At 73.1% G+C, this 21,977-nt stretch carries 16 protein-coding genes and 1 pseudogene; 8 read left to right on the top strand and 9 right to left on the bottom strand.

Features of this window, described 5'->3' with window-relative positions:
• Positions 1 to 53: 53 nt before the first annotated feature.
• The 4 genes and pseudogenes from AB852_RS22060 to cobT form a co-directional block, all read right to left on the bottom strand.
• Complete coding sequence (locus tag AB852_RS22060; protein ID WP_073791317.1) at positions 54 to 1,607, bottom strand: leucyl aminopeptidase; 1,554 nt, start codon at positions 1,605 to 1,607, stop codon at positions 54 to 56.
• A gap of 176 nt (positions 1,608 to 1,783) precedes the next feature.
• Positions 1,784 to 2,590, bottom strand: coding sequence for an adenosylcobinamide-GDP ribazoletransferase (locus AB852_RS22055; protein WP_073791314.1), 807 nt, complete (start codon positions 2,588 to 2,590; stop codon positions 1,784 to 1,786).
• Between the two features lie 574 nt (positions 2,591 to 3,164).
• Positions 3,165 to 4,886: pseudogene (locus tag AB852_RS22050) on the bottom strand (phosphatidylglycerol lysyltransferase domain-containing protein); the annotation flags it as partial.
• A 218-nt stretch (positions 4,887 to 5,104) separates the two neighbouring features.
• A complete protein-coding gene (cobT, locus tag AB852_RS22045) occupies positions 5,105 to 6,187 on the bottom strand; it encodes a nicotinate-nucleotide--dimethylbenzimidazole phosphoribosyltransferase (RefSeq protein ID WP_073791311.1) in 1,083 nt (360 codons plus the stop codon).
• A gap of 160 nt (positions 6,188 to 6,347) precedes the next feature.
• Between cobT and AB852_RS22040 the strand changes: the two genes are divergently transcribed.
• Complete coding sequence (locus tag AB852_RS22040) at positions 6,348 to 7,331, top strand: class I SAM-dependent methyltransferase (RefSeq protein ID WP_073791308.1); 984 nt, start codon at positions 6,348 to 6,350, stop codon at positions 7,329 to 7,331.
• 751 nt (positions 7,332 to 8,082) lie between these two features.
• Here the strand turns inward: AB852_RS22040 and AB852_RS22035 are convergent.
• Positions 8,083 to 9,291 carry a bifunctional adenosylcobinamide kinase/adenosylcobinamide-phosphate guanylyltransferase gene (locus tag AB852_RS22035; RefSeq protein WP_073791296.1) on the bottom strand — a complete coding sequence of 403 codons (1,209 nt, stop codon included), beginning with the start codon at positions 9,289 to 9,291 and terminating at the stop codon, positions 8,083 to 8,085.
• 91 nt (positions 9,292 to 9,382) lie between these two features.
• Here AB852_RS22035 and AB852_RS22030 point away from each other — a divergent pair, with 91 nt between their 5' ends.
• Positions 9,383 to 9,637, top strand: coding sequence for a hypothetical protein (locus AB852_RS22030; protein WP_073791295.1), 255 nt, complete (start codon positions 9,383 to 9,385; stop codon positions 9,635 to 9,637).
• 58 nt (positions 9,638 to 9,695) lie between these two features.
• Here the strand turns inward: AB852_RS22030 and AB852_RS22025 are convergent, their stop codons facing one another.
• The 3 genes from AB852_RS22025 to AB852_RS22015 form a co-directional block, all read right to left on the bottom strand.
• Positions 9,696 to 10,772, bottom strand: coding sequence for a S1C family serine protease (locus AB852_RS22025; RefSeq protein ID WP_073791294.1), 1,077 nt, complete (start codon positions 10,770 to 10,772; stop codon positions 9,696 to 9,698).
• A 763-nt stretch (positions 10,773 to 11,535) separates the two neighbouring features.
• Complete coding sequence (locus AB852_RS22020; protein WP_399546539.1) at positions 11,536 to 12,294, bottom strand: methyltransferase domain-containing protein; 759 nt, start codon at positions 12,292 to 12,294, stop codon at positions 11,536 to 11,538.
• Positions 12,291 to 12,920 carry a DUF3043 domain-containing protein gene (locus AB852_RS22015; protein WP_073791293.1) on the bottom strand — a complete coding sequence of 210 codons (630 nt, stop codon included), beginning with the start codon at positions 12,918 to 12,920 and terminating at the stop codon, positions 12,291 to 12,293. The genes AB852_RS22020 and AB852_RS22015 overlap by 4 nt, the downstream gene beginning before the upstream one ends.
• 283 nt (positions 12,921 to 13,203) lie before the next feature.
• On the opposite strand from AB852_RS22015, the gene AB852_RS22010 reads away from it, so the two are divergent.
• The 5 genes from AB852_RS22010 to AB852_RS21990 all read left to right on the top strand — a co-directional run bounded on the left by AB852_RS22010 (position 13,204) and on the right by AB852_RS21990 (position 19,752).
• A complete protein-coding gene (locus AB852_RS22010; RefSeq protein WP_073791292.1) occupies positions 13,204 to 13,998 on the top strand; it encodes a PspA/IM30 family protein in 795 nt (264 codons plus the stop codon).
• A 33-nt stretch (positions 13,999 to 14,031) separates the two neighbouring features.
• Positions 14,032 to 14,310, top strand: coding sequence for a PspA-associated protein PspAA (gene pspAA / locus AB852_RS22005; RefSeq protein ID WP_073791291.1), 279 nt, complete (start codon positions 14,032 to 14,034; stop codon positions 14,308 to 14,310).
• Between the two features lie 168 nt (positions 14,311 to 14,478).
• The gene (locus AB852_RS22000) at positions 14,479 to 15,759 is read left to right on the top strand and encodes a sensor histidine kinase (protein WP_073791710.1); all 1,281 of its coding nucleotides are present in this window, start codon (positions 14,479 to 14,481) and stop codon (positions 15,757 to 15,759) included.
• Entirely contained in the window at positions 15,756 to 16,433 is a 678-nt protein-coding gene (locus AB852_RS21995) for a response regulator (RefSeq protein WP_073791290.1), read from the top strand. The genes AB852_RS22000 and AB852_RS21995 overlap by 4 nt, the downstream gene beginning before the upstream one ends.
• Positions 16,434 to 16,641: 208 nt before the next feature.
• Complete coding sequence (locus AB852_RS21990) at positions 16,642 to 19,752, top strand: efflux RND transporter permease subunit (protein WP_073791289.1); 3,111 nt, start codon at positions 16,642 to 16,644, stop codon at positions 19,750 to 19,752.
• Positions 19,753 to 19,926: 174 nt separating this feature from the next.
• On the opposite strand, the gene nadA is transcribed toward AB852_RS21990, so the two are convergent.
• Positions 19,927 to 21,105: a quinolinate synthase NadA gene (gene nadA / locus AB852_RS21985; protein ID WP_073791709.1), complete on the bottom strand. Its 1,179-nt coding sequence runs from the start codon at positions 21,103 to 21,105 to the stop codon at positions 19,927 to 19,929.
• 375 nt (positions 21,106 to 21,480) lie between these two features.
• On the opposite strand from nadA, the gene AB852_RS21980 reads away from it, so the two are divergent.
• Entirely contained in the window at positions 21,481 to 21,837 is a 357-nt protein-coding gene (locus tag AB852_RS21980) for a HesB/IscA family protein (RefSeq protein ID WP_073791288.1), read from the top strand.
• Positions 21,838 to 21,977: the final 140 nt, after the last annotated feature.

Genomic DNA, 21,977 nt, shown 5'->3' with positions numbered 1-21,977 from the left:
AGCCCGGGGCCGTACCTGCGCGGCGCTCGTGCCGCGGTCGTGCGCGGGGGACGTCAGCCCAGGTCACCGGCGGCGGTGCGCTCGGCGAGCCGCACCAGGGTGCGCACGGCGGAGCCGGTGCCGCCCTTGGGGGTGTAGCCGAAGGGGCCGCCGTCGTTGTAGGCGGGGCCCGCGATGTCCAGGTGGGCCCAGGTGATGCCCTCGCCGACGAACTCGCGCAGGAACAGTCCGGCGACCAGCCCGCCGCCCATCCGCTCGCCCATGTTCGCGATGTCGGCGGTGGGGGAGTCCATGCCCTTGCGCAGGTGCTCGGGCAGCGGCATCGGCCACGCCGGCTCGCCGGACTCCTCGGCGGTCTCGTGGATCGCCGTACGGAACGCGTCGTCGTTGGAGAGGACACCGAAGGTGCGGTTGCCGAGCGCGACCATCATCGCGCCGGTCAGGGTCGCCACGTCGACGATGGCGTCCGGCTTCTCCTCGGACGCCTTGGCGAGCACGTCCGCGAGCACCAGACGGCCCTCGGCGTCGGTGTTCAGCACCTCGACCGTCTTGCCCGAGTACATCCGCAGCACGTCGCCGGGGCGGGTCGCGGAGCCCGAGGGCATGTTCTCGGCGAGCGCCAGCCAGCCGGTGACGTTGACGGCGAGCCCGAGCCGCGCGGCGGCGACGACCGCCGCGAACACGGCGGCGGCACCGGCCATGTCGCACTTCATCGTCTCGTTGTGCCCCGCGGGCTTCAGCGAGATGCCGCCCGAGTCGTACGTGATGCCCTTGCCGACGTACGCGAGGTGCTTCTCGGCGTCGGGGTGGGTGTACGTGAGCTTCACCAGCCGGGGGGCGGCGGCGGAACCGGCGCCGACCCCGAGGATGCCGCCGTACCCGCCCTTGGCGAGCGCCTTCTCGTCCAGCACCTGGATCTTGATGCCGTGTTCCTTGGCGGCGGCGGTGGCCACGGCCGCGAACGACTCCGGGTTGAGGTCGTTCGGCGGGGTGTTGACCAGGTCGCGGGCGCGGTTCAGCTCCTCGGTCACCGCGAGCGCGCGGGCGGTGGCCGCCTTGTACGCCTTGTCACGCGGCTTGCCGCCGAGGATCGCGATCTCGGCGAGGGGCGCCTTGCCGTTCTTGGCGTTCTTGCCGCCCCGGCCGTTCGCCTTGTAGGCGTCGAAGGCGTACGCGCCGAGCAGCGCGCCCTCCGCGACGGCACCGGCGGCCTCGGCGTCGGCGAGCGGCAGCGCGAACGCGGCCTTCTTCGCCCCGGCCAGCGCACGGGCGGCACTGCCCGCGGCGATACGAAGCGTCTCGTCGGTGTAGTCGGCGGAGACGTCGGTGCTGTCGTCCTCGTCGGCCTCCGGGACCGGGCCGAGCCCGACCGCCAGCACCAGCGGCGCCTTGAGCGCGGCGGGGGAGGGGAGCTTGGTCACCTCGCCCTCGCCGCCCGAGGCCCCGAGGGTCTCCAGGGCGGCGGCGAGGGTGCCGTCGAACGCCTGGTCCACGGCCTCGGAGCCGGGTGCGAGCACAAGGCCCTTGGCGCCCTTGGCGACACCGACGACGATGGCGTCGGCGCGCAGTCCGGATGCCGCGGCGGTGCTGAGAGTCAGAGCAGTCACGGTGGTGAGATCTCGCTTCCTAGGAGTTCCATGGCCGAGAGGGGGTGGGCTCGACCGGCCTCGTACCCGTGGGTGGACCGGGCCGGAAGAGTGCCACGGAGAAGCCTACGCTCCGTGACACCGCCGCCGCCCACCGGTGCGGGCGCAAGGGAAGACGCGCGGGGAGCGGGGAACGTTCATCCACCCAGGGTGAGCACGACGAGGGCGCCGGTCGCCGCGGTCTCCGCGACCCCGCCGAACACATCGCCGGTGACCCCGCCGAAGCGCCGGACGCAGTGGCGCAGCAGCAGTTCGGCGGCGCCGCAGCCGACGAGCACCGCGGCGGCCGCGCGGACGGCGTCGGACGGTCCGAGGGCGAGCGCCGCACCGGCCGACGCGGCCGCGGTCGACGCGAGCAGGGCCGCGGCGGCGGGCAGCGGCACGGTCCCCGCGACGGCCGCGCCCAGACCGCCGGGCCGGGCGGGCGGCACCCCGGGGCGCGCGGTGAGCGTCAGCGCGAGGCGCGCGGTGACCGCGGCGACGAGCGCCGCGAGCGCGCCGTGCGCCCAGGAGCGCGCGTACAGCTCACCGAGCGCCGCGGTCTGCGCGAGCAGCACCAGCAGCAGGGTGATCACCCCGAACGGGCCGATGTCCGACCGCTTCATGATCCGCAGCGCCTCGTCGGCGGGCTTGCCGCTGCCGAGGCCGTCGGCGGTGTCCGCGAGGCCGTCCAGATGCAGCCCCCGGGTCAGCGCCGCGCCCGTGGCCACGGTGGCGACCGCCGCGAGCAGGGGTCCCGCGCCGCCGAGCAGCAGCGCGCCGCCGAGGGCCGCGCCGCACGCCCCGACGACGAGTCCGGTGACGGGCGCCCAGAGCATCCCGGAACGGGCCGCGTCCCGGTCCCAGCGGGTCACCCGGACGGGCAGCGCGGTGAGCGTCCCGAACGCGAAGCGGGGCCCTGCGTGCCGGTCCGGCCCGGGGGTCCGGTGGTCCTCGGGTGTCATGCCGGGCAGGCTATCCGCAGGGGCCCGGGGCGGGCGGGTCCGGGTTCCCGCCGGTCGGCGCACGTGTTCCGGTACGGGTGTCGTGCGGGTGCGCGGTTCCCGTGCCGTCGTCCGGTGGGTGCGCAGTTCCCCGCAGGTCGCCTTCGCTTGCGCTTCCCAGGTCTGTCCGGCTGGACCCACTTGTTCCCGTGCCGTCGCTCGTCGGGTGCGCAGTTCCCCGCGCCCCTTGGGTCGCGCCTCTTGCGGTTCCCGTTCGGGTGCGGGTGGCCCTCGGTTGCTCGCGCAGTTCCCCGCGCCCCTGGATGCTGCCCTCTTGCGGTCGCTCTTCGGGTGCGGGTCCGCCCTCGTCTTTTGCGCGGTTCCCCGCGCCCCTTGGGGGGCCTTCTGCCGGGTGGGGTTGCCGGGCGGGTGCGGGGTGATCGTTCTTCGCGCGGTTCCCGGCGCCGCTTTGGGGGCCCTCAGCCTGGTGTGGCTGCTGGGTGGGTGCGGGGGGGTCGTGGGGCGCGGGGTTGCCGGTGTCCCGTCGGGGGCCTTCGCGTGGTGTGGTGGTGAGGCGGGGTGGGCGGGGGTGGTCCGGGAGGCCGGGGACGGTGAGGAAGCCTTCCGCGCGGGCGGCGGCGAGGACGATCCGGGGCAGGTCCGCGCTCTTCTCGAAGAGCAGGAAGCGGGGCTCCCAGACGGGCCGGTACTTGGCGTTGGCCCGGTACAGCGACTCGATCTGCCACCAGCGGGAGAAGAAGCTCAGCAGCGCGCGCCACAGCCGCAGCACCGGTCCCGCGCCGAGCCGTGCGCCGCGTTCGAAGACGGAGCGGAACATCGCGAAGTTCAGCGAGACCTGGGTGATCCCCATCCCCGGTGCCCGCTGGAGCAGTTCGATGACCATGAACTCCATGAGGCCGTTCTCCGTGTCCCGGTCACGTCGCATCAGGTCCAGCGACAGCCCGCGCGGACCCCACGGCACGAACGACAGCAGCGCCCGCAACGTGCCCTCGGCGTCGGTGCATTCGAGCATCACGCACCGCCCGTCCGCCGGGTCGCCCAGTCGGCCGAGCGCCATCGAGAAGCCGCGTTCGGTGGCGCCGTCGCGCCAGTCGTCGGCGCGGGCGACCAGGGCGGCGATCTCGTCCCCGGGGATGTCGGCGTGCCGGCGGACCCGGACCTCGTACCCGGCGCGCCGCACCCGGTTGTACGCCTGGCGGACGGTCCGCATCGCGCGGCCGTCGAGGGTGAAGTCGGCGGTCTCCACGATCGCCTCGTCGCCCAGCTCCAGCGCGTCGAGGCCGTGCCGCGCGTACACCGTCCCGGCCTCCTCGCCCGCGCCCATCACCGCCGGGAGCCAGCCGTGCGCACGGGCCTGCGCGAGCCAGGGCGCGATCGCGCCGGGCCATGCCTCGGGGTCCCCGATCGGGTCGCCGGACGCCAGGGACACCCCGCTGACCAGCCGGTACGTCACGGCGGCCTTGCCGGTCGGGGACCACACCACGCTCTTCTCCCGGCGCAGCGCGAAGTACCCGAGGGAGTCGCGTCCGCCGTGCCGCGCCAGCAGCGCCCGCAGCCGTTCCTCGTCGTCCCCGGTGAGCGGGTCGACGGCCCGCCGGGAGCGGAAGGCGGCGTACAGCACGGCGAGGACCAGCAGGGTGCTGAGGATGTTGATGGTGACGTCGGTCCACCGGGGGGTGGTGATGCCGGGGAACCGCTCGTCGTCGGCGGCGACCGAGACCAGCCGCAGGGTCCCGTAGAGCCAGCGGTCCGGGAACGTCGAGCGGGGCGCGTCGGGGTCGGTGTTGGTACTGGTCACCAGGAACGCGGCGAGCAGGCTGGTGGCCAGCAGCCCGCCGCCCGCGACGAGGGCCGCGAGCCGGGGGTTGGCGCGGTCGCCCTTCGCGTAGAACGCCTCGCGGCCCACCAGGAGGGCCGTGAGGAACGCGGCGGACAGCGCGAAGGACACCCAGTTCTGCGGGTGGACCCGGATCTCCGGGAAGCACAGCGCGAACGCGAACAGCGGCAGGAACAGCCCGCACAGCACCAGGTTCAGGATCCAGGCGGCGCGTTTGCGGCGGCGCGTCGTGACCGCCAGGAACGCGGTGAACACCCCGGAGGCGAACCCGGCCGTCAGCAGGTACGGGGTGAACAGGTCCTCGGTGTTGTGGCGCCGCAGGTCCTGGCCCAGCGACACCCAGCCGGCGCTCAGCAGGTTCACGAACGTGACGGCCCGCAGATACCCCACGCACAGCCGCGCGGCCCGCTCGGCGCGGCGGCTCGGACCGCCCCCGCGCGTCGACCGGTCGTCAGCCATGGAACGGGACTATAGGCCGCGTTCCGTACGGTATCGCCGGTATCGCGGTGGAACGTGGCGGTACGGACCGCCCGCCCACCCGTTCCGCCCCCAGGCGGGCGCCCGCCCGCCCCACCCGGTCGCGTACGGGCGGCTCAGTTGAGTACGGGCGGCTCGTCCCGTACCGGCGGCTCGTCCCGCTCGGACGCGTAGGCCCCGCTCAGCCGTATTCGGGCAGCTCAGTCGTGTACGGGCATGTCATCCCGTACCGGCGGCTCGTCCCGTACGGGCAGCTCCGCCGAGAGGGCCGCCGCCGCCTGCACCAGCGGCAGCGCGAGCAGCGCGCCGGTGCCCTCGCCGACCCGGACGCCCTGGGTCAGCAGCGGCTCGATCGCCATCCGGTCCAGCGCCTTGGCCTGCGCCGGTTCCCCCGAGTCGTGCCCGGCCAGCCACCAGTCCGGGGCCCGGAACGCGACCCGCTGCCCGACCAGGGCGCAGGCGGCGGACACCACCCCGTCCAGGATCACCGGCGTCCGGCGCACCGCGCACTGCAACAGGAACCCGGTGACCGCCGCGAGATCCGCGCCGCCGACCGTCGCGAGCAGCCGCAACTGGTCCCCGAGCACCGGACGGGCCCGCCGCAGGGAGTCCCGGACCGCCGCGCACTTGCGCATCCACGCCAGGTCGTCGATCGGACTCCCGCCCCGGCCCGTCACCACCGACGCGTCCGTCCCGCACAGCGCGGCGATCAGCGCCGCCGCCGCGGTGGTCCCCCCGACGCTCAGATCCCCGAGCACCATCAGGTCCGTGCCCGAGTCGACCTCCTGATCGGCCACCGTCATCCCGACCCGGAACGCGGCCTCCGCCTCGCCCGCCGTCAGCGCGTCCTCGATGTCGATCCGCCCGGACCCACGCCGCACCCGGTGGCGCACCACCTCGTCGGGCAGGGTGTCCGGCTCGCAGTCCAGGGCCACGTCCACCACCCGGACGGGCACCCCGAGCCGCCGCGCGAGGACGGCCACCGGGCGGGAGCCGTCCAGCACGCCCCGGACCAGCGCGTCCGCGCTCCCGGCGGGCCGCGCGGACACCTCCAGTCCGGCCACCCCGTGATCACCCGCGAACAGCACCACCTTGGGCCGCTCGACGGTCCGCACCGGCACGGCCGACTGCGCCGCCGACAGCCAGCCGGCCAGCTCGTCGAGCCGGCCCAGCGCCTCGGGCGGCACGTCCTGCCGTTCCCTGCGTTCCTCGGCGTCGCCGCGCAGCCCGCCGTCGGGGCGCTCGATCAGGTCGCTGAAGTCGTCGAGAGTGAAGGAGCTCATTCGCGGAACAGTACCGGCACCGCCCGGCCCGTCCGCCCGGCCCCCGCGCCCCCGCCGGACCCCGCGCGCGGACGCCCCCGCGCCCCGGCCCGGCGGCACGGGACGCACCGGCCGCGCACCGTCGTTGAACCCGCATCGTTGATCCCTTACGTTCCGTTTTGTGCCCCCCACGCAGCAGAGCGCCGCCGAGCCCGCCGACCCCACCGCCGCCGGACCGCGTCCCGGGACGACGGCCGCCCCCGCCGTCCGCCGCACCGACTGCCCCTGGTGCGGCTCCACCCGTCTGCGCACCCTCGTCCTCGACCGCTGCGACGACTGCGCCTACGTCTTCCGCAATCCCCGCCCGGCCCCGGGCGTCCGGCCGTCACCGCCCGCCGCCGACGCACCGGAACCGGCCGCCGCCCGTGACCGCCGCCACCGCGCCGCCGCCCGCGCGCTGCTCCCCTTCGGGGAACCCGAGAGCTGGCTCGACGTCGGGACCGGCGCCGCCCGCTTCCCCGTCACCGCCCGGACGGTCCACCCCTACACGGCGTTCGACGGCCTCGATACCGGGCCCGAGGTCGCACAGGCCCTCGCCGACGGCCGGATCGACGAAGGCCATCGCGGCACCCTCACGGACCTGGCTCCCCGGCTCACCGCCCGCTACGACGTCCTCAGCATGTTCCGCCACCTCGAACACGTCCCCGACCCCCGTGCCGAACTGCGCGCGGCGCACCAGGTGCTGCGTCCCGGCGGCCATCTCGTCGTCGAGGCCACGGAACCCCGCAGCCTCGCCGCCGCGGTGCTCGGCCGCTGGTGGGCCCCCTATCACCGGCCCCGGCTCCTCCAGCTCATCCCGGAGAGCGCCCTGTGCCGGGAGCTGCGCGGCCTCGGCTTCACCGTCGTCCTCATCGACCGCCGCGCCGCGCACCGGTCCGCGGGGCCCGGTGCCGCCGCCACCCTCGCCCTGGCCCGCCTCCTCGCCCGCCCGTCCGCCGCCGACAGCCCGGTGGCCCGCCTCGCCCGCACCGCCCTGTCCCGGTCCGCGGGCCCCCCGCTCGCCCTGGCCCGCGCCCTGGACCGCGCGCTGTCCCCCCTCACGTCCCGCACCCGCTGCGCCAACGCCTACCGCCTCATCGCCCGCCGCGACACCACCCCCGGGTGACCTGTGGGCCCCCCTCCCGCCCGCGCTTCCCGAGCTCCCCTGCGCTGGGCGCACTTGTCCCCGTACGGGGATGTCCGTGGGTGCGCAGTTCCCCGCGGGCCGCCTTCGCTTGCGCTTGCGAGGTCTGTCCGGCTGGGCGGGCTTGTTCCCTGTGCCGTCGCTCGTCGGGTGCGCAGTTCCCCGCGCCCCTGGATGCTGCCCCTTCGGGCTTGTTCGTCAGGTGCGGGCCGGTCCTCGTCTTTGCGCAGTTCCCCGCGCCCCTGGGTGCTGCCCCCTCGCGGTCGCTTCTCGGGTGCGGGTCGGTCCTCGTTTTTGCGCAGTTCCCCGCGCCCCTTTGGGGGCGCCCACCTGGGGCTGTTCTCAGTCTGCGGGTGGGGTCAGACAGCGGGCCGGCGTCAGCCCGGGGCTGGGGTTCAACCACCCTCCTCGCGGACTCGCGCTGCTGCGGGAGGGGGTGGGCGGGAATCTCTGCCCGCAGACTCCGATGCTCTTCAGTCGGGCAAGGGGGATGTCCGACCGAGCGCGTTGGAGCGAGGACGGAGAATCCCGACCGGCACCGACCCGAAGAACCGGCCGGATGCGCCCCAAAGGGGCGCGGGGAACTGCGCAATCCCACCGAGCGACGGCACAGGAACGAAGTACGCCCAGCCCCGAGTACCCAGGGGCGCGGGGAACTGCGCACCCACGAACGACCTGCACAGGAACGAGTGCGCCCAGCCGGACAGACCAAGCGACGCCCCCCGGGGGGACTTCAGCCGCGCAGGACGAGGGGCTGGCCCGCCACCACCAGGAGAACCTGCTCGCACTCCAGGGCGAACGCCGCGTTCAACCGCCCCAGCTCATCCCGGTACCGCCGCCCCGACGCCGTGGCGGGGACGATCCCCGACCCCACCTCGTTGGACACGGCGACAACCGTCCGCCGGGTCGACCGCACCGCGTCCGTCAGCTCCCCGACCCGCCGCCGCAGCGCCCGCTCACCGCCCCCCGCCCACTCCGCGTCGTCCCACGCGTCCACCGCGTCCATCGCGTTAGTGAGCCACAGCGACAGGCAGTCGATCAGCAGCGGCGGCCCCGAAGCGGCCAGCAGCGGCACCAGGTCGCAGGTCTCCTCCGTCCGCCACGACCCCGGCCGCCGCTCCCGGTGCGCACCGACCCGCGCCGCCCACTCCCCGTCCTGCCCGTTCCCCCCGTACGCGGCGCCCGTCGCCACGTACACCACGTCCGGGAAGCTCTCCAGCCGCCGCTCGGCCTCCACCGACTTCCCCGACCGGGCCCCGCCCAGCACCAGCGTCCGGAGCGGTACGTCCGGTACGTCCTCGTAGGCGCCGACCGTGAGCGTCGTCCCGTCGGGGACCGCCCGCGCGCCCGCCGCCGCCAGTCTGCGCGTCAGCTCCCGGCCCGGCGGCACGTCATGGTCCAGGTGGACCGCGACCACGTCCGTCGTCGGCCCCACCGCCCCCGACGCCCGCAGCCGCGCCAGCGCGTCCGGGCGGCCCAGGACATCGGCAACCACCAGGTCGTAGCGGCCGTCGTGCGAACCGAGTCCCGCGGGCGCCGCGCCCGGCGGCAGGTACAGCAGCCGCTCGCCGTCCGGCCCGGTCACCGCGTACCCCGTACCGGGGGCGTCCATCGGCACGGCCCGCACCCGGTGCCCGGTGAGCAGCGCCAGTTCCCGCCCGTCCGGCACACGGCCCGGCTGCGGCAGCCCCGCGGGCACCTCCACCGGCGGACCGTCGTGCGGATGCGACAACAGCACCTGCCGTACGCCCCCCAGGGTGCGTCCGGCGCGCGCGGCGGCGAACACGGCGCCGGGGGTGAGGTCCAGCAGCAGCGTCCCGTCCACCAGGGCGGCGGACGCGGCGCGCGCCCCGTCCACGAGGGCCAGGGCGCAGACGGCGCAGGGACAGCCGGGGCGGGGCAGCCCCTCGGGGGCGGCGGTGCCGAGCAGAGTGAGTTCCACGGGAAGATCCTCCCGCGCCGGTGTCCCGGCCGCCCGCCCGGATAGGCTTCACGCTGCACGCACGACCGTGATCGACCTTCGGGAGGCAGGCATGGCGGACTGGACGTGGCGGTTCGAGAAGGCCGACGGTACGGAGGTCGCCCCGGCGGTGGAACCCGAGGAGTTCACCACCCAGGGGGACGCCGAGAGCTGGATCGGCGAGCAGTGGAAGGAGCTTGTCGCGGGCGGCGCCGACCAGGTGTTCCTGCACGAGGACGGCAGCCTGATCTACGGCCCGATGAGCCTGCACGCGGAAGAGGCCGAGCCCGAGCCCGTGGCCGAGCCGGTGGCGGAGGCGGACGCCTGAGCCACCGGCGTGTCCGGACGGGCCGGTGCCCCGCACCCGCCCGTCCGCACGGCCGCCGTCAGATCTCCCCGAGCGTCACCTTGGCGGTGTTCTCCGTCCCGTCCCGCTGATACGTGACGTCGATCTTGTCGCCCGGCTCGTCCCCGGCGAGGATCTCGGCGAGCGAGGTGATCGTGGTGACCCGCTGGTCACCCAGACGGGTGATGATGTCGCCGGCCCTGATGCCCGCGTCGTCCGCCGCACCGCCGTTGGACACCGACACCACGGCGACGCCCGCGGGCCGCTGGTCCTGATCCACCACCGTGCGGCCGGTGATCCCCAGCGCCGCCCGGCCCGAGTCGGTGACCCGGCCGTCCCTGATGATCTGGTCCGCCACCGTCCGCACCATCGAGGCGGGGATCGCGAACCCGATGCCCGGCGCCGCGCTGTCCCCGAAGTTCGGGTCCGTCGCGGCGAGCGTGGGAATCCCGATGACCTTGCTGTCCAGGTCCACGAGGGCGCCACCGCTGTTGCCGGGGTTGATCGACGCGGAGGTCTGGATCATGTTCGCGAGGGTCGCGCCCGTGCCGCCGCCGTCCGCGCTCTCGCTGACGGTGCGGCCCGTGGCCGAGACGATCCCGTCGGTGACGCTGGACGAGAGCCCCAGCGGGGAGCCCATCGCGAGCACGAGCTGTCCCACCCGCACCTTGGTGCTGTCGCCGAACGACGCGGCCCGCAGTCCGTCGGGCACGGTGTCCAGTTTGACCACCGCGAGATCCTGCTCGGGGTACGAGTAGACGAGCTTCGCGGTGAGCGGCTGCTCGTTGTTCGCGGTGGTGACCTGGAAGGTGCGTTCCGTGCCGATCACATGGGCGTTGGTGACGATGTGGCCCTGGTCGTCGTAGACCACACCGGAGCCCAGGTCGTTCCTGCCGCGGATCTGCACGACCGACGGGAGGACGTCGGCGATCACCTTCTCGAAGCCGCTCTGGAGGTCGTCCGCGGAGCGGGGGGCCGCGGCGGCCTGTTCGGTGACGGGGGTGGCCCGGGCGGTCCCCGGGGGCTTCCCGCCCGGTCCGGAGCACCCCCCGGCCAGGACGGCCGCACCTATCGCGACACCCACCACCCGGAACCCGGCCCTTCGGGATACGTTCATGCCCGAAGTCTTGCCCGGCCCGTCCGGGCAGGCCTGAGATGACCCCCCGAACGGGTCGCCTTCGCTCGCGCTTCCGAGGTTTCCTGTGCTGGACGCACTCCGTTCCGGTGCCGTCGTTCGTGGGGTGCGCAGTTCCCCGCAGGTCGCCTTCGCTTGCGCTTCCCAGGTCCGTCCGGCTGGGCGTACTTCGTTCCGGTGCCGTCGTTCGTGGGGTGCGCAGTTCCCCGCGCCCCTGAGGCGCTGCCCTGTTGCGGTCGTTCTTCGGGTGCGGGTCGCCCTCGTCTTTGCGCAGTTCCCCGCGCCCCTTTGGGGCGCGTCCGGTTTGTTCTTCGGGTCGGTGCCGGTCGGGATTCTCCGTCCTCGTTCCAACGCGCTCGGCAGGACGTTCCCTTGCCGGACTGAAGAGCATCGGAGTCTGCGGGCAGAGATTCCCGCCCACCCCCTCCCGCAGCAGCGCGACCGCGCGAGGAGGGTGGTTCCGCAAGCAAAGGCCTGCACCTGACCGACAGCCTGAAGGGGCGCCCCCAAAGGGGCGCGGGGAACTGCGCAAAAGACGAGGGCGGACCCGCACCCGAAGGGCGACCGCAAGGGGGCAGCACCCAGGGGCGCGGGGAACTGCGCACCCACCGGGCGACGGCACAGGGCCAAGTGCGTCCAGCCGGACAGACCTAGGAAGCGGTAAGCGAAGGCGACCCGCACGGGAACAAGTACGTCCAGCCGGACAGACCTCGGAAGCGCAAGCGAAGGCGACCCGCAGGGGGAACTACCCCCGCGCCCCGCAGAGGTGAAGGAGGGAGCCGACACCCCGATAGGGGTCGGTACGCCCCGCACGGTCCTCCAGATCGAGGAACAACGCGAGATCCCCGGCGGAGCCGACCGCGTCGTCCCGCACCGCGTCCGCGAACACCCGCACCCCGTACCACGCCCGCAACGGCGCCCCGATCCCCGCGAGCGTCACGGTCAGCGCGGACAGCCGGTCCGCGCGGACCTCCACGCCCCGCCGGTCCCGCGCGCGGGCGGAGTCGAACGCGGCGAGCGCCCCACCCCAGTCCCCGGCCAGCGCGGGCCGCACGGCCAACGCGTCGGCGTTGCGGACGAGCAAGGACAGCAGCCCCCCGGCGGCCAGCATCCGCCCGAGCCCCGCGACCAGCGGATCGGGCTCCGCCACATAGGGCAGGACCCCATGGCAGAGCACCACGTCGAACCCGCCGGGAAGGAAGTGCACCCCGGTGTCCCGGCCGTCACCCTCGATGAACCGGACGCGCCCCCGGATGCCCTCGGGCTCCGCGGCGAGCGACGCGCGGGCCGCCGCGATCAGCCCGGCGTCCCGTTCGAGCCCGGTCACCTCGTGCCCGGCCCGCGCCAGCCGCAGTGCCTGCGTACCGCGGCCGGTGCCCACGTCGAGCACCCGCAGCCGCTTGCCGACCCGGAACCGGGCGGCTATCTGCTCGTCGAGCTGTCTGGCGACCAGCTCCCGCCGGACGACATCCGGCAGACCTCCGGGTGAAGAGGAGGTGGTCAGGGCCGTTCCCCGCGCTTGACCTGGGGCTTGGGCAGCCGGAGCCGGCGCATCTGGAGGGTCCGCATCAGGGCGTAGGCCACGGCGCCGCGCTTGGGCTCGTCCGCGAACCGCGTCCGCAGCTCCTTCTTGAGCCGGAACACGAGAACGATCGAGTCCACCACGATCATCACGATCACGAACAGCCACAGCAGCAGCGAGACGTTCTGGAGCGCCGGGACCCGGACCATGCTCAGGACGAGGATGACCACGGCCATCGGCAGGAAGAATTCCGCGATGTGGAAACGCGAGTCGACGTAGTTACGGGCGAACCGGCGGACCGGGCCCTTGTCGCGCGCGGGCAGATATCGCTCGTCACCGCTGGCGAGGGCCTGGCGCTGCCGCTCAAGGGCGGTACGCCGCTCCTCGCGGGAGCGCTTGCTGGCTTCCTTGCGCGTCGTCGGCGTATTGGCGACGCTGCGGCGCTGCGACTGCGCCACGCTGCGCTTCGGCGTCGGGCGGCCCTTGGGGGCCTGCGGGTCACGGGACTGGGGGGAGGAGGCGGTCACCGGCGTCTGGTCGGCGGCGGCCTTCTCTGTCTTGGCACGGCTACGGAACACAAAACCCAAGGGTACGGGGTGCCCGCGCATGGACCGCGGCCGGGCGGGGAACGATCCGGCAACACCGGTCGTCCCACATAGGGAACGGAAGAGGACATCCGGGAGCGGGCGCCCACCGGCCCGTACGGACCGCGGGCAGCGGGCCGATCCCGGGGACCACCTACTCCTTACGCCGGAGCGGAAGCGCACGCAGTCGTCCTTGGGGATGAGCGCATCCGGCGCCGAACAGTGCGGTAATAGAAGCAGGCCCCTTACTGTGGGACCTGTTGCAGAGCTTGAGCCGGAGTCCGTCAGAAGGGGGCGCGCGAAGCCCATGAGCGGTGTCATGAAGCGTATGGGGATGATCTTCCGCGCGAAGGCGAACAAGGCCCTTGACCGGGCCGAGGACCCGCGCGAGACCCTCGACTACTCGTACCAGAAGCAGCTCGAACTGCTGCAGAAGGTCCGCCGCGGGGTCGCCGACGTCGCGACGTCCCGCAAGCGCCTGGAGCTTCAGCTCAACCAGCTCCAGAGCCAGTCCAGCAAGCTGGAGGACCAGGGCCGCAAGGCCCTCGCGCTCGGCCGGGAGGACCTCGCCCGTGAGGCCCTGTCCCGTCGCGCCGCCCTTCAGCAGCAGGTCACCGACCTGGAGGCCCAGCACCGGACGCTCCAGGGCGAGGAGGAGAAGCTGACGCTGGCCTCGCAGCGCCTCCAGGCCAAGGTCGACGCCTTCCGTACCAAGAAGGAGACCATCAAGGCCACGTACACGGCCGCCCAGGCGCAGACCCGGATCGGCGAGGCGTTCACCGGCATCTCCGAGGAGATGGGCGACGTCGGCCTCGCGATCCAGCGCGCCGAGGACAAGACCGCGCAGCTCCAGGCCCGCGCGGGCGCGATCGACGAGCTGCTGGCCTCCGGCGCCCTCGACGACCCCACGGGCACCGCCAAGGACGACATCGCCGCCGAGCTGGACCGCATCTCCGGTGGTACTGATGTGGAGCTGGAACTCCAGCGGATGAAGGCCGAGCTGGCCGGGGGATCGTCCTCGCAGCAGGCCATCGAGGGCGGACAGAACGCCGCCGGGACCCAGCAGCCGCAGCGGGACACCCCGCGCTTCGACAAGCAGTAGGCCCCGGCCGAGGGCCGCGCCGAGGAGGGCGTCATGATCGTACGGATCATGGGGGAGGGCCAGGTGAAGCTGGCGGACAGCCACTTCACCGAGCTGAACGCGTTGGACGACGAGCTGCTCGCCGAGCTGGAGCGCGGGGACACCCCCGGGTTCCGGCGCACCCTCGGCGCGCTGCTCGACCGGGTCCGTGAGCTGGGCACCCCCCTGCCCGACGACTCGCTCGAACCGTCGGAGCTGATCCTGCCGTCCTCCGACGCCACCCTGGACCAGGTCCGCGACCTGCTGACGGACGACGGTCTGATCCCCGGCTGAGGCCACCGGCCGATCCGGGGGCCGTCCTTCTCCCGGCCGGGCCTCAGGGGCACCCCTAGGGGTCCCGTGACGGTGTCCGGGCCCGGCGGGGTCGTGGTTCCTCGCGGGAGCGCGCACCGCCGGGGAGTGTCACCCGTACGGGGCGCTACCGTTCACCGGGTGACCCCCCTGGAGCGCGTCAAGCGTCTGCGTGGCTGGCTGATCGCCCATCCCACCGCGACGGACAGTGCCCTCGCGGTCGCCGTCCTCGCGGCGATGCTCCTCGGCTCGGTGCTGGACCCGAACGGCCCAGCGGGCAAGCACGGACCCACCAGCTGGGACACCCGCACCCCGACCGTCCTCGGCCTGGTGCTGATGCCGCTCGCCGCGGGCACCCTGGCGCTGCGCCGCCGCGCGCCCCTCCCGGTCCTCTGCGTCACCACCGCGATATCCCTGCTGGAACTGATCCTCAGCGACCCGAGGGCCCCCGTCGCGATGAGCGCCGTCGTCGCGCTGTACACCGTCGCCGCGCACACCGACCGGCCCACGACCTGGCGCGTCGGACTGCTGACCATGACCGCCCTCACCGGCGCCGCCATGCTGTCCGGCCCCATGCCCTGGTACGCGCAGGAGAACCTCGGCGTCTTCGCGTGGACGGGGATGGCCGCCGCCGCGGGGGACGCGGTCCGCAGCCGCCGGGCCTTCGTGGACGCCATCCGGGAACGCGCCGAGCGGGCCGAACGCACCCGCGACGAGGAGGCCCGCCGCCGGGTCGCCGAGGAGCGGCTGCGGATCGCCCGGGATCTGCACGACGTGGTGGCGCACCACATCGCACTGGTCAACGTCCAGGCCGGGGTCGCCGCCCACCTCATGGACAAACGCCCCGACCAGGCGAAGGCCGCCCTGGCCCATGTCCGGGAGGCCAGCCGCTCCGCCCTCGGGGAACTGCGCGCCACGGTCGGACTGCTCCGCCAGACCGGCGACCCCGAGGCCCCCACCGAACCGGCACCGGGCCTGGACCGGCTGGAGGAACTCGCCGACACGTTCCGGCACGCCGGGCTGCCCGTCGACGTGGCCCGCGGCGACCAGGGCAGCAAACTCCCCGCGGCCGTCGACCTCGCCTCGTACCGGATCATCCAGGAGGCGCTCACCAATGTGCAGAAGCACGCGGGGGAACGCGCCCGGGCCGAGGTCAGCGTCGTCCGGGTCGGACCCCATGTGGAGATCACCGTCCTGGACGACGGCTCCCGCGACAGCCGCCGTCCGCCCGCCGCGGACACCGCCCGGCCGCCCGCCGATCCCCCGCAGGCCGGTGGGCACGGACTGCTCGGGATGCGCGAGCGGGTCACCGCGCTCGGCGGCGCCCTCACCGCGGGCCCCCGCTACGGCGGCGGCTTCCGCGTCCATGCGATCCTGCCCGTCAAAGCACGTGCCGGGCGGAGCACGGCACAGACGGGGGACACGCCATGACGATCCGGGTACTGCTCGCCGACGACCAGGCACTGCTGCGCAGCGCCTTCCGGGTACTGGTCGACTCCGAGCCCGACATGGAGGTCGTCGGTGAGGCGTCCGACGGCGCCGAGGCCGTCCGCGTCACCGCCGAGACGATGCCCGACGTCGTCCTCATGGACATCCGGATGCCCGGCACCGACGGTCTCGCCGCCACCCGCCGGATCTGCGACGACCCCGCCCTGTCCGCCGTCCGCGTGGTGATGCTGACGACGTTCGAGGTGGACGAGTACGTCGTCCAGTCGCTGCGCGCCGGGGCGTCCGGCTTCCTCGGCAAGGGCTCCGAGCCGGAGGAACTCCTCGGCGCGATCCGGGTCGCCGCCGCGGGCGAGGCGCTGCTGTCCCCGGTGGCGACCAAGGGCCTCATCGCCCGGTTCCTCGCCCAGGGCGAGGGCCCCGGGGTCGACGGCGCCCGGTCGACGCGTCTGGACGTGCTGACCGGCCGGGAACGCGAGGTGCTCGTCCTGGTCGGGGGCGGTCACTCCAACGACGAGATCGCGGACCGGCTCGATGTCTCCCCGCTCACCGTCAAGACCCATGTGAACCGGGCGATGGCCAAGCTCGGCGCCCGGGACCGCGCCCAACTCGTCGTCATCGCCTATGAGTCGGGACTGGTCCGGCCCCGCCCGCACTGACCCCGGGCACCCCGCCGCCGGCGGCCCGGGAAAGGACCCGGACTCACTCACAGGGACTACCGCGCCTACTACACCCGCAGTATGCGCGGCATAAGGAAAGCGACCTGCGAGCGAGGAATCCGGGCCCCCGGATGGGCCAAGGTGAGGACAGGGGGGTAAGTCGTGCCTCCTCCTGCCGCGCCAAGCCACAGAAGAGAGACCGCCACCCATGTCCTGGCTGTCAAGATTCAGCCTTGCTCAGCGGGCCCTGATCGGGCTGATTTCGATCATCGCGCTGGTCTTCGGTGCCATCGCGATACCCCAGCTCAAGCAGCAGCTCCTGCCCTCCATCGAACTTCCGATGGTGTCCGTCCTGGCCCCCTACCCGGGCGCGTCCCCCGATGTCGTCGAGAAGCAGGTCGTCGAACCGCTTGAGGACAGCATCGAAGCGGTCGACGGCATCACCGGCGTCATCGCCACCGCCAGCGAGGGCAACGCCGTCCTCAGGGCCCAGTTCGACTACGGCGACGGCTCGAAGCAGATCATCGCGGACGTCCAGCAGGCCGTGAACCGGGCTCGCGCCCAGCTCCCCACCGAGGTCGACCCGCAGGTCATCGCCGGTTCCACCGACGACATCCCGACCGTGGTCCTCGCCGTCACCTCCGACAAGGACCAGCAGGCGCTCAAGGAGCAGCTCGACCGCACGGTCGTGCCCGAGCTGACGGACATCGACGGGGTCGCCCAGGTCACCGTCGACGGCGTCCGTGACCTCCAGGTCACCGTCACCCCCGACGACCGTAGGATGGCGGCGGCAGGCGTCACCCCGCCCGTGCTCGGCCAGGCCGTCCAGGCGGGCGGCGCGACCGTCCCGGCCGGTTCCTTCGAGGAGGACGGCAGCAACCGCACCGTCCAGGTCGGCGGCGGCTTCACCTCCCTGGAGCAGATCCAGGAACTGATGATCACGGGCCAGGGCGTCAAGAAGCCCGTCCGGCTCGCCGATGTCGCCTCCGTGAAGCAGGAGCCGGCCAAGGCGGACTCCCTCACCCGCACCAACGGCGAACCCAGCCTCGCGGTCCTCGTCACCATGGACCAGGACGGCAGCGCGGTCGCCATCTCCGAAGCGGTCGAGAAGGCCCTGCCCGGCCTGCGCACCGACCTCGGCTCCGGCGCCGAACTCACCGTCGTCAGCGACCAGGGCCCCGCCGTCTCCAAGGCGATCGCCGGTCTCACCACCGAGGGCGCCCTCGGACTGATCTTCGCGGTCCTCGTGATCCTGGTGTTCCTGGCGTCGATCCGCTCGACCCTGGTCACCGCGGTCTCCATCCCGCTCTCCGTCGTCCTCGCGCTGATCGTGCTGTGGACCCGGGACCTCTCGCTCAACATGCTCACCCTCGGCGCCCTGACCATCGCCATCGGCCGGGTCGTCGACGACTCGATCGTGGTCCTGGAGAACATCAAGCGCCACCTCGGCTACGGCGAGGAACGCAGTGAGGCCATCCTCACCGCCGTCAAGGAGGTCGCGGGCGCGGTCACCGCCTCGACGCTCACCACGGTGGCCGTGTTCCTGCCGGTCGGTCTGACCGGCGGCATGGTCGGCGCGCTGTTCGGTTCCTTCAGCCTCACCGTGACGGCCGCGCTGCTCGCGTCGCTGCTGGTGTCGCTCACCGTCGTCCCGGTCCTGTCGTTCTGGTTCCTGCGGCCCCCGAAGGCCGTCCGCGGCGTCGACCCGGAGGTGGCCCGCCGCCAGGCCGAGGAGAAGGAGGCCCGCAGCCGCCTCCAGCGCATGTACGTCCCCGTGCTGAGGTTCGCCACCCGCCGCCGGCTCGTCAGCCTCGGCATCGCGGCCGCCGTCCTGATCGGCACCTTCGGCATGGTGCCGCTGCTGAAGACCAACTTCTTCGACCAGGGCGAGCAGGAGATCCTCTCCATCAAGCAGGAGCTGAAGCCCGGAACCGGACTCTCCGCGACCGACGCCGCCTCCGCCAAGATCGAGAAGATGCTCGACGGCGTCGAAGGCGTCAAGGACCACCAGGTCACCATCGGCTCCTCCGGCTTCATGGCGGCGTTCGGCGGCGGCACCGACACCAACCAGGCGTCGTTCCAGGTCACCCTGGACGACGACGCGTCCTTCGAGGACACCCAGGACCGCATCGAGACCGGACTGGGCAAGCTGGACGGGATCGGCGAGACCACCCTCGCGGCCGGCGACGGCTTCGGCAGCCAGGACCTCAGCGTGGTCGTCAAGGCCGCCGACGCCGCGACCCTGCGCGAGGCGGCCGAGCGGGTACGTGACGAGGTCGCCGAACTGGACGACGTCACCGACGTCCAGAGCAACCTCTCCCAGTCGGTCCCGCGGATCTCCGTGAAGGCCACCGACAAGGCCGCCCGCGCCGGGTTCAGCGACGCCACCCTCGGCGCCGCCGTCACCCAGGCCGTACGCGGCACCACCACCGGCAAGGCCGTCCTCGACGACACCGAACGCGACATCGTGATCCGTTCGGCGAAGCCTGCCGGGACGATGGACGAACTGCGGGCGCTGCGCCTCGGCCCGGTGAAGCTCGGCGACATCGCCACGGTCGAACTGGTCGACGGCCCGGTCTCCATGACCCGGATCGACGGCCAGCGCTCCGCCAACGTCACCGCCCGCCCCACCGGCGACAACACCGGCGCGGTCAGCACCGAACTCCAGACGAAGGTCGACGCGCTGGACCTGCCCGAGGGGGCCACCGCCTCCATCGGAGGGGTCTCCGAGGACCAGGACGACGCGTTCGCCTCCCTCGGGCTCGCCATGCTCGCGGCCATCGCCATCGTGTTCATGCTGCTCGTCGCGGCCTTCAGGTCGCTCGTCCAGCCGCTGATCCTGCTGGTGTCCGTCCCGTTCGCGGCGACCGGCGCGATCGGCCTGCTGATCCTCACGGGCACCCCGATGGGCGTCCCCGCGATGATCGGCATGCTGATGCTCATCGGCATCGTGGTGACCAACGCGATCGTCCTGATCGACCTCATCAACCAGTACCGCGCCAAGGGGTACGGGGTCGTGGAAGCGGTCGTCGAGGGTGGCCGCCACCGGCTGCGCCCGATCCTGATGACGGCCCTCGCGACGATCTTCGCGCTGCTGCCGATGGCCCTCGGGGTCACCGGCGAGGGCGGCTTCATCGCCCAGCCCCTCGCGGTCGTCGTCATCGGCGGTCTGATCACCTCGACGCTGCTGACACTGCTCCTGGTGCCGACCCTCTACGCGATGGTCGAGCTCCGCAAGGAGCGCAGGCGCGCCAAGCGCGAGGCGAAGAGGTCCGCCGTACCGGCCGGTACGGAGACCCCGGAGCTGGCCAAGACCTGACTTCCGGGCCCCGTGGCCGGGGCCCGGAACGCGGTACGCGGATGCCCGCACCCCCGAAGGACCGGGGTGCGGGCATCCGCGCGTGTGCCGCGCGGCGAAGGCGAAGGGCCGGGGTACGGGCACCCGTGCGAACGCCTGCGAAGGGCCGGGCAGGGCGCGCTGCGGCGGTGCGCGCTACGGCAGGGCGAGCATCTGCTCAAGGGCCAGCTTGGCGAAACGTTCCGTCTCAGGGTCGACCGTGATCTGGTTGACCAGCTTGCCGTCCGCGAGCGACTCCAGCGTCCACACCAGATGCGGCAGGTCGATCCGGTTCATCGTGGAGCAGAAGCACACCGTCCGGTCGAGGAAGGTGATCTCCTTGCCCTCCGGGGCGAAACGGTTCGCCAGGCGCTGCACCAGGTTCAGCTCCGTACCGATCGCCCACTTGGAACCGGCGGGCGCGGCCTCCAGCGTCCGGATGATGTACTCCGTCGACCCGACCTGGTCGGCCGCCGCCACCACCTCGTTCTTGCACTCGGGGTGCACCAGCACATTGACCCCGGGTATCCGGGCCCGTACGTCCTCCACGGACTCCAGCGAGAAGCGCCCGTGCACGGAGCAGTGCCCGCGCCACAGGATCATCTTCGCGGCCCGCAGCTCCTCGGTGGTCAGCCCGCCGCCGGGCTTGTGCGGGTTGTAGACGACGCAGTCGTCCAGGGACATCCCGAGGTCCCGGACCGCCGTGTTGCGCCCGAGATGCTGGTCGGGGAGGAAGAGCACCTGCTCGCCCTGCCCGAACGCCCACTCCAGCGCCCGCTCGGCGTTGGAGGAGGTGCAGATGGTGCCCCCGTGGCGGCCGGTGAACGCCTTGATGTCCGCCGACGAGTTCATGTACGAGACGGGCACGACCCGGTCGGCGATGCCCGCGTCGGTGAGCACGTCCCAGCACTCGGCGACCTGCTCGGCGGTGGCCATGTCGGCCATCGAGCACCCCGCCGCGAGGTCCGGCAGGACGACCTTCTGGGCGTCGCCGGTGAGGATGTCCGCGGACTCCGCCATGAAGTGCACACCGCAGAAGACGATGTACTCGGCCGCGGGCCGCGCGGCGGCGTCCCGGGCCAGCTTGAACGAGTCGCCCGTGACATCCGCGAACTGGATGACCTCGTCGCGCTGGTAGTGGTGCCCGAGGACGAACACCTTGTCCCCGAGCCTCTCCTTGGCCGCACGCGCCCGCGCCACCAGGTCCGGGTCGGACGGGGAGGGCAGGTCTCCCGGACACTCCACCCCGCGCTCGCTGCGCGGGTCGGCCTCCCGGCCGAGCAGCAGCAGTGCCAGCGGGGTCGGGGTTACGTCCAGGGGCTGGGCGGTGGTCACGATCACGCACCCTTTCTCTCGGAGCTCTCGCCCCGGCGGCTCACGGGCGCTGTCGGACCTGGTCCCCAGGCGCCTTTTCGTCGTTCTGACGTTATCTATCATAACTGCTTCACGTCAGTTTGACGATGCCCATCGTGTCGATGTGACGCATACCCCGTGGGCCCCCAGCGGGCCCCGGACCAGGGCTTGTTCCCGGCCCCTTGGGACCCGTCCGGCTCGACCGTGTCGCCGCCCGGCCCCATGTGCGAGCATGGAAGCGCACGGCACGCAGACACGAAGGCACTGCCGAGGACGGACGCGGGCCCGGAATGAATCCGCCGCCCCGACGGTTGTCACGTCGGCAAGCAGTCTCCGTACAACCCGGGAGAGATGTAGATGTCCGTATCGGACGAGACCAAGACCGCCACCGACGGCATCATCCTGTCCGACGCCGCCGCGGCCAAGGTCAAGGGCCTGCTCGACCAGGAAGGCCGCGAGGACCTGGCCCTGCGGGTCGCCGTTCAGCCCGGCGGCTGCTCCGGCCTGCGCTACCAGCTCTTCTTCGACGAGCGCTCCCTCGACGGCGATGTCGTCAAGGACTTCGACGGGGTCAAGGTCGTCACCGACCGGATGAGCGCCCCCTACCTCGGTGGTGCCTCCATCGACTTCGTCGACACCATCGAGAAGCAGGGCTTCACCATCGACAACCCGAACGCCTCGGGCTCCTGCGCCTGCGGCGACTCCTTCAGCTAGTCGCGCCACCGGCCGCCCGCGTGGGCCGGTACCCGCACGACGGAGGCGGTACCCCGGACGGGGGTACCGCCTCCGCGCGTTCCGCCACCTCCCGTGACCGCCTTCGCGTCACGGCTCCGGCGCCTCTCCCGTACCGCCTA

Origin of the sequence: Streptomyces uncialis (genome assembly GCF_001905345.1) — a bacterium.
Lineage (GTDB): Bacteria > Actinomycetota > Actinomycetes > Streptomycetales > Streptomycetaceae > Streptomyces > Streptomyces uncialis.
The sequence above is the reverse complement of the archived record's forward strand: the minus strand, read 5'-3'. Positions and strand labels throughout refer to the sequence as shown.

Excerpts from the sequence above, each read along its gene's own strand:
- AB852_RS22055 (WP_073791314.1), bottom strand. The coding sequence starts at position 2,590 with ATGACACCCGAGGACCACCGGACCCCCGGGCCGGACCGGCACGCAGGG.
- cobT (WP_073791311.1), bottom strand. The coding sequence starts at position 6,187 with ATGAGCTCCTTCACTCTCGACGACTTCAGCGACCTGATCGAGCGCCCC.
- AB852_RS22030 (WP_073791295.1), top strand. The coding sequence starts at position 9,383 with ATGGCGGACTGGACGTGGCGGTTCGAGAAGGCCGACGGTACGGAGGTC.
- AB852_RS22025 (WP_073791294.1), bottom strand. The coding sequence starts at position 10,772 with ATGAACGTATCCCGAAGGGCCGGGTTCCGGGTGGTGGGTGTCGCGATA.
- AB852_RS22015 (WP_073791293.1), bottom strand. The coding sequence starts at position 12,920 with ATGCGCGGGCACCCCGTACCCTTGGGTTTTGTGTTCCGTAGCCGTGCC.
- AB852_RS22010 (WP_073791292.1), top strand. The coding sequence starts at position 13,204 with ATGAGCGGTGTCATGAAGCGTATGGGGATGATCTTCCGCGCGAAGGCG.
- pspAA (WP_073791291.1), top strand. The coding sequence starts at position 14,032 with ATGATCGTACGGATCATGGGGGAGGGCCAGGTGAAGCTGGCGGACAGC.
- AB852_RS21995 (WP_073791290.1), top strand. The coding sequence starts at position 15,756 with ATGACGATCCGGGTACTGCTCGCCGACGACCAGGCACTGCTGCGCAGC.
- AB852_RS21990 (WP_073791289.1), top strand. The coding sequence starts at position 16,642 with ATGTCCTGGCTGTCAAGATTCAGCCTTGCTCAGCGGGCCCTGATCGGG.
- AB852_RS21980 (WP_073791288.1), top strand. The coding sequence starts at position 21,481 with ATGTCCGTATCGGACGAGACCAAGACCGCCACCGACGGCATCATCCTG.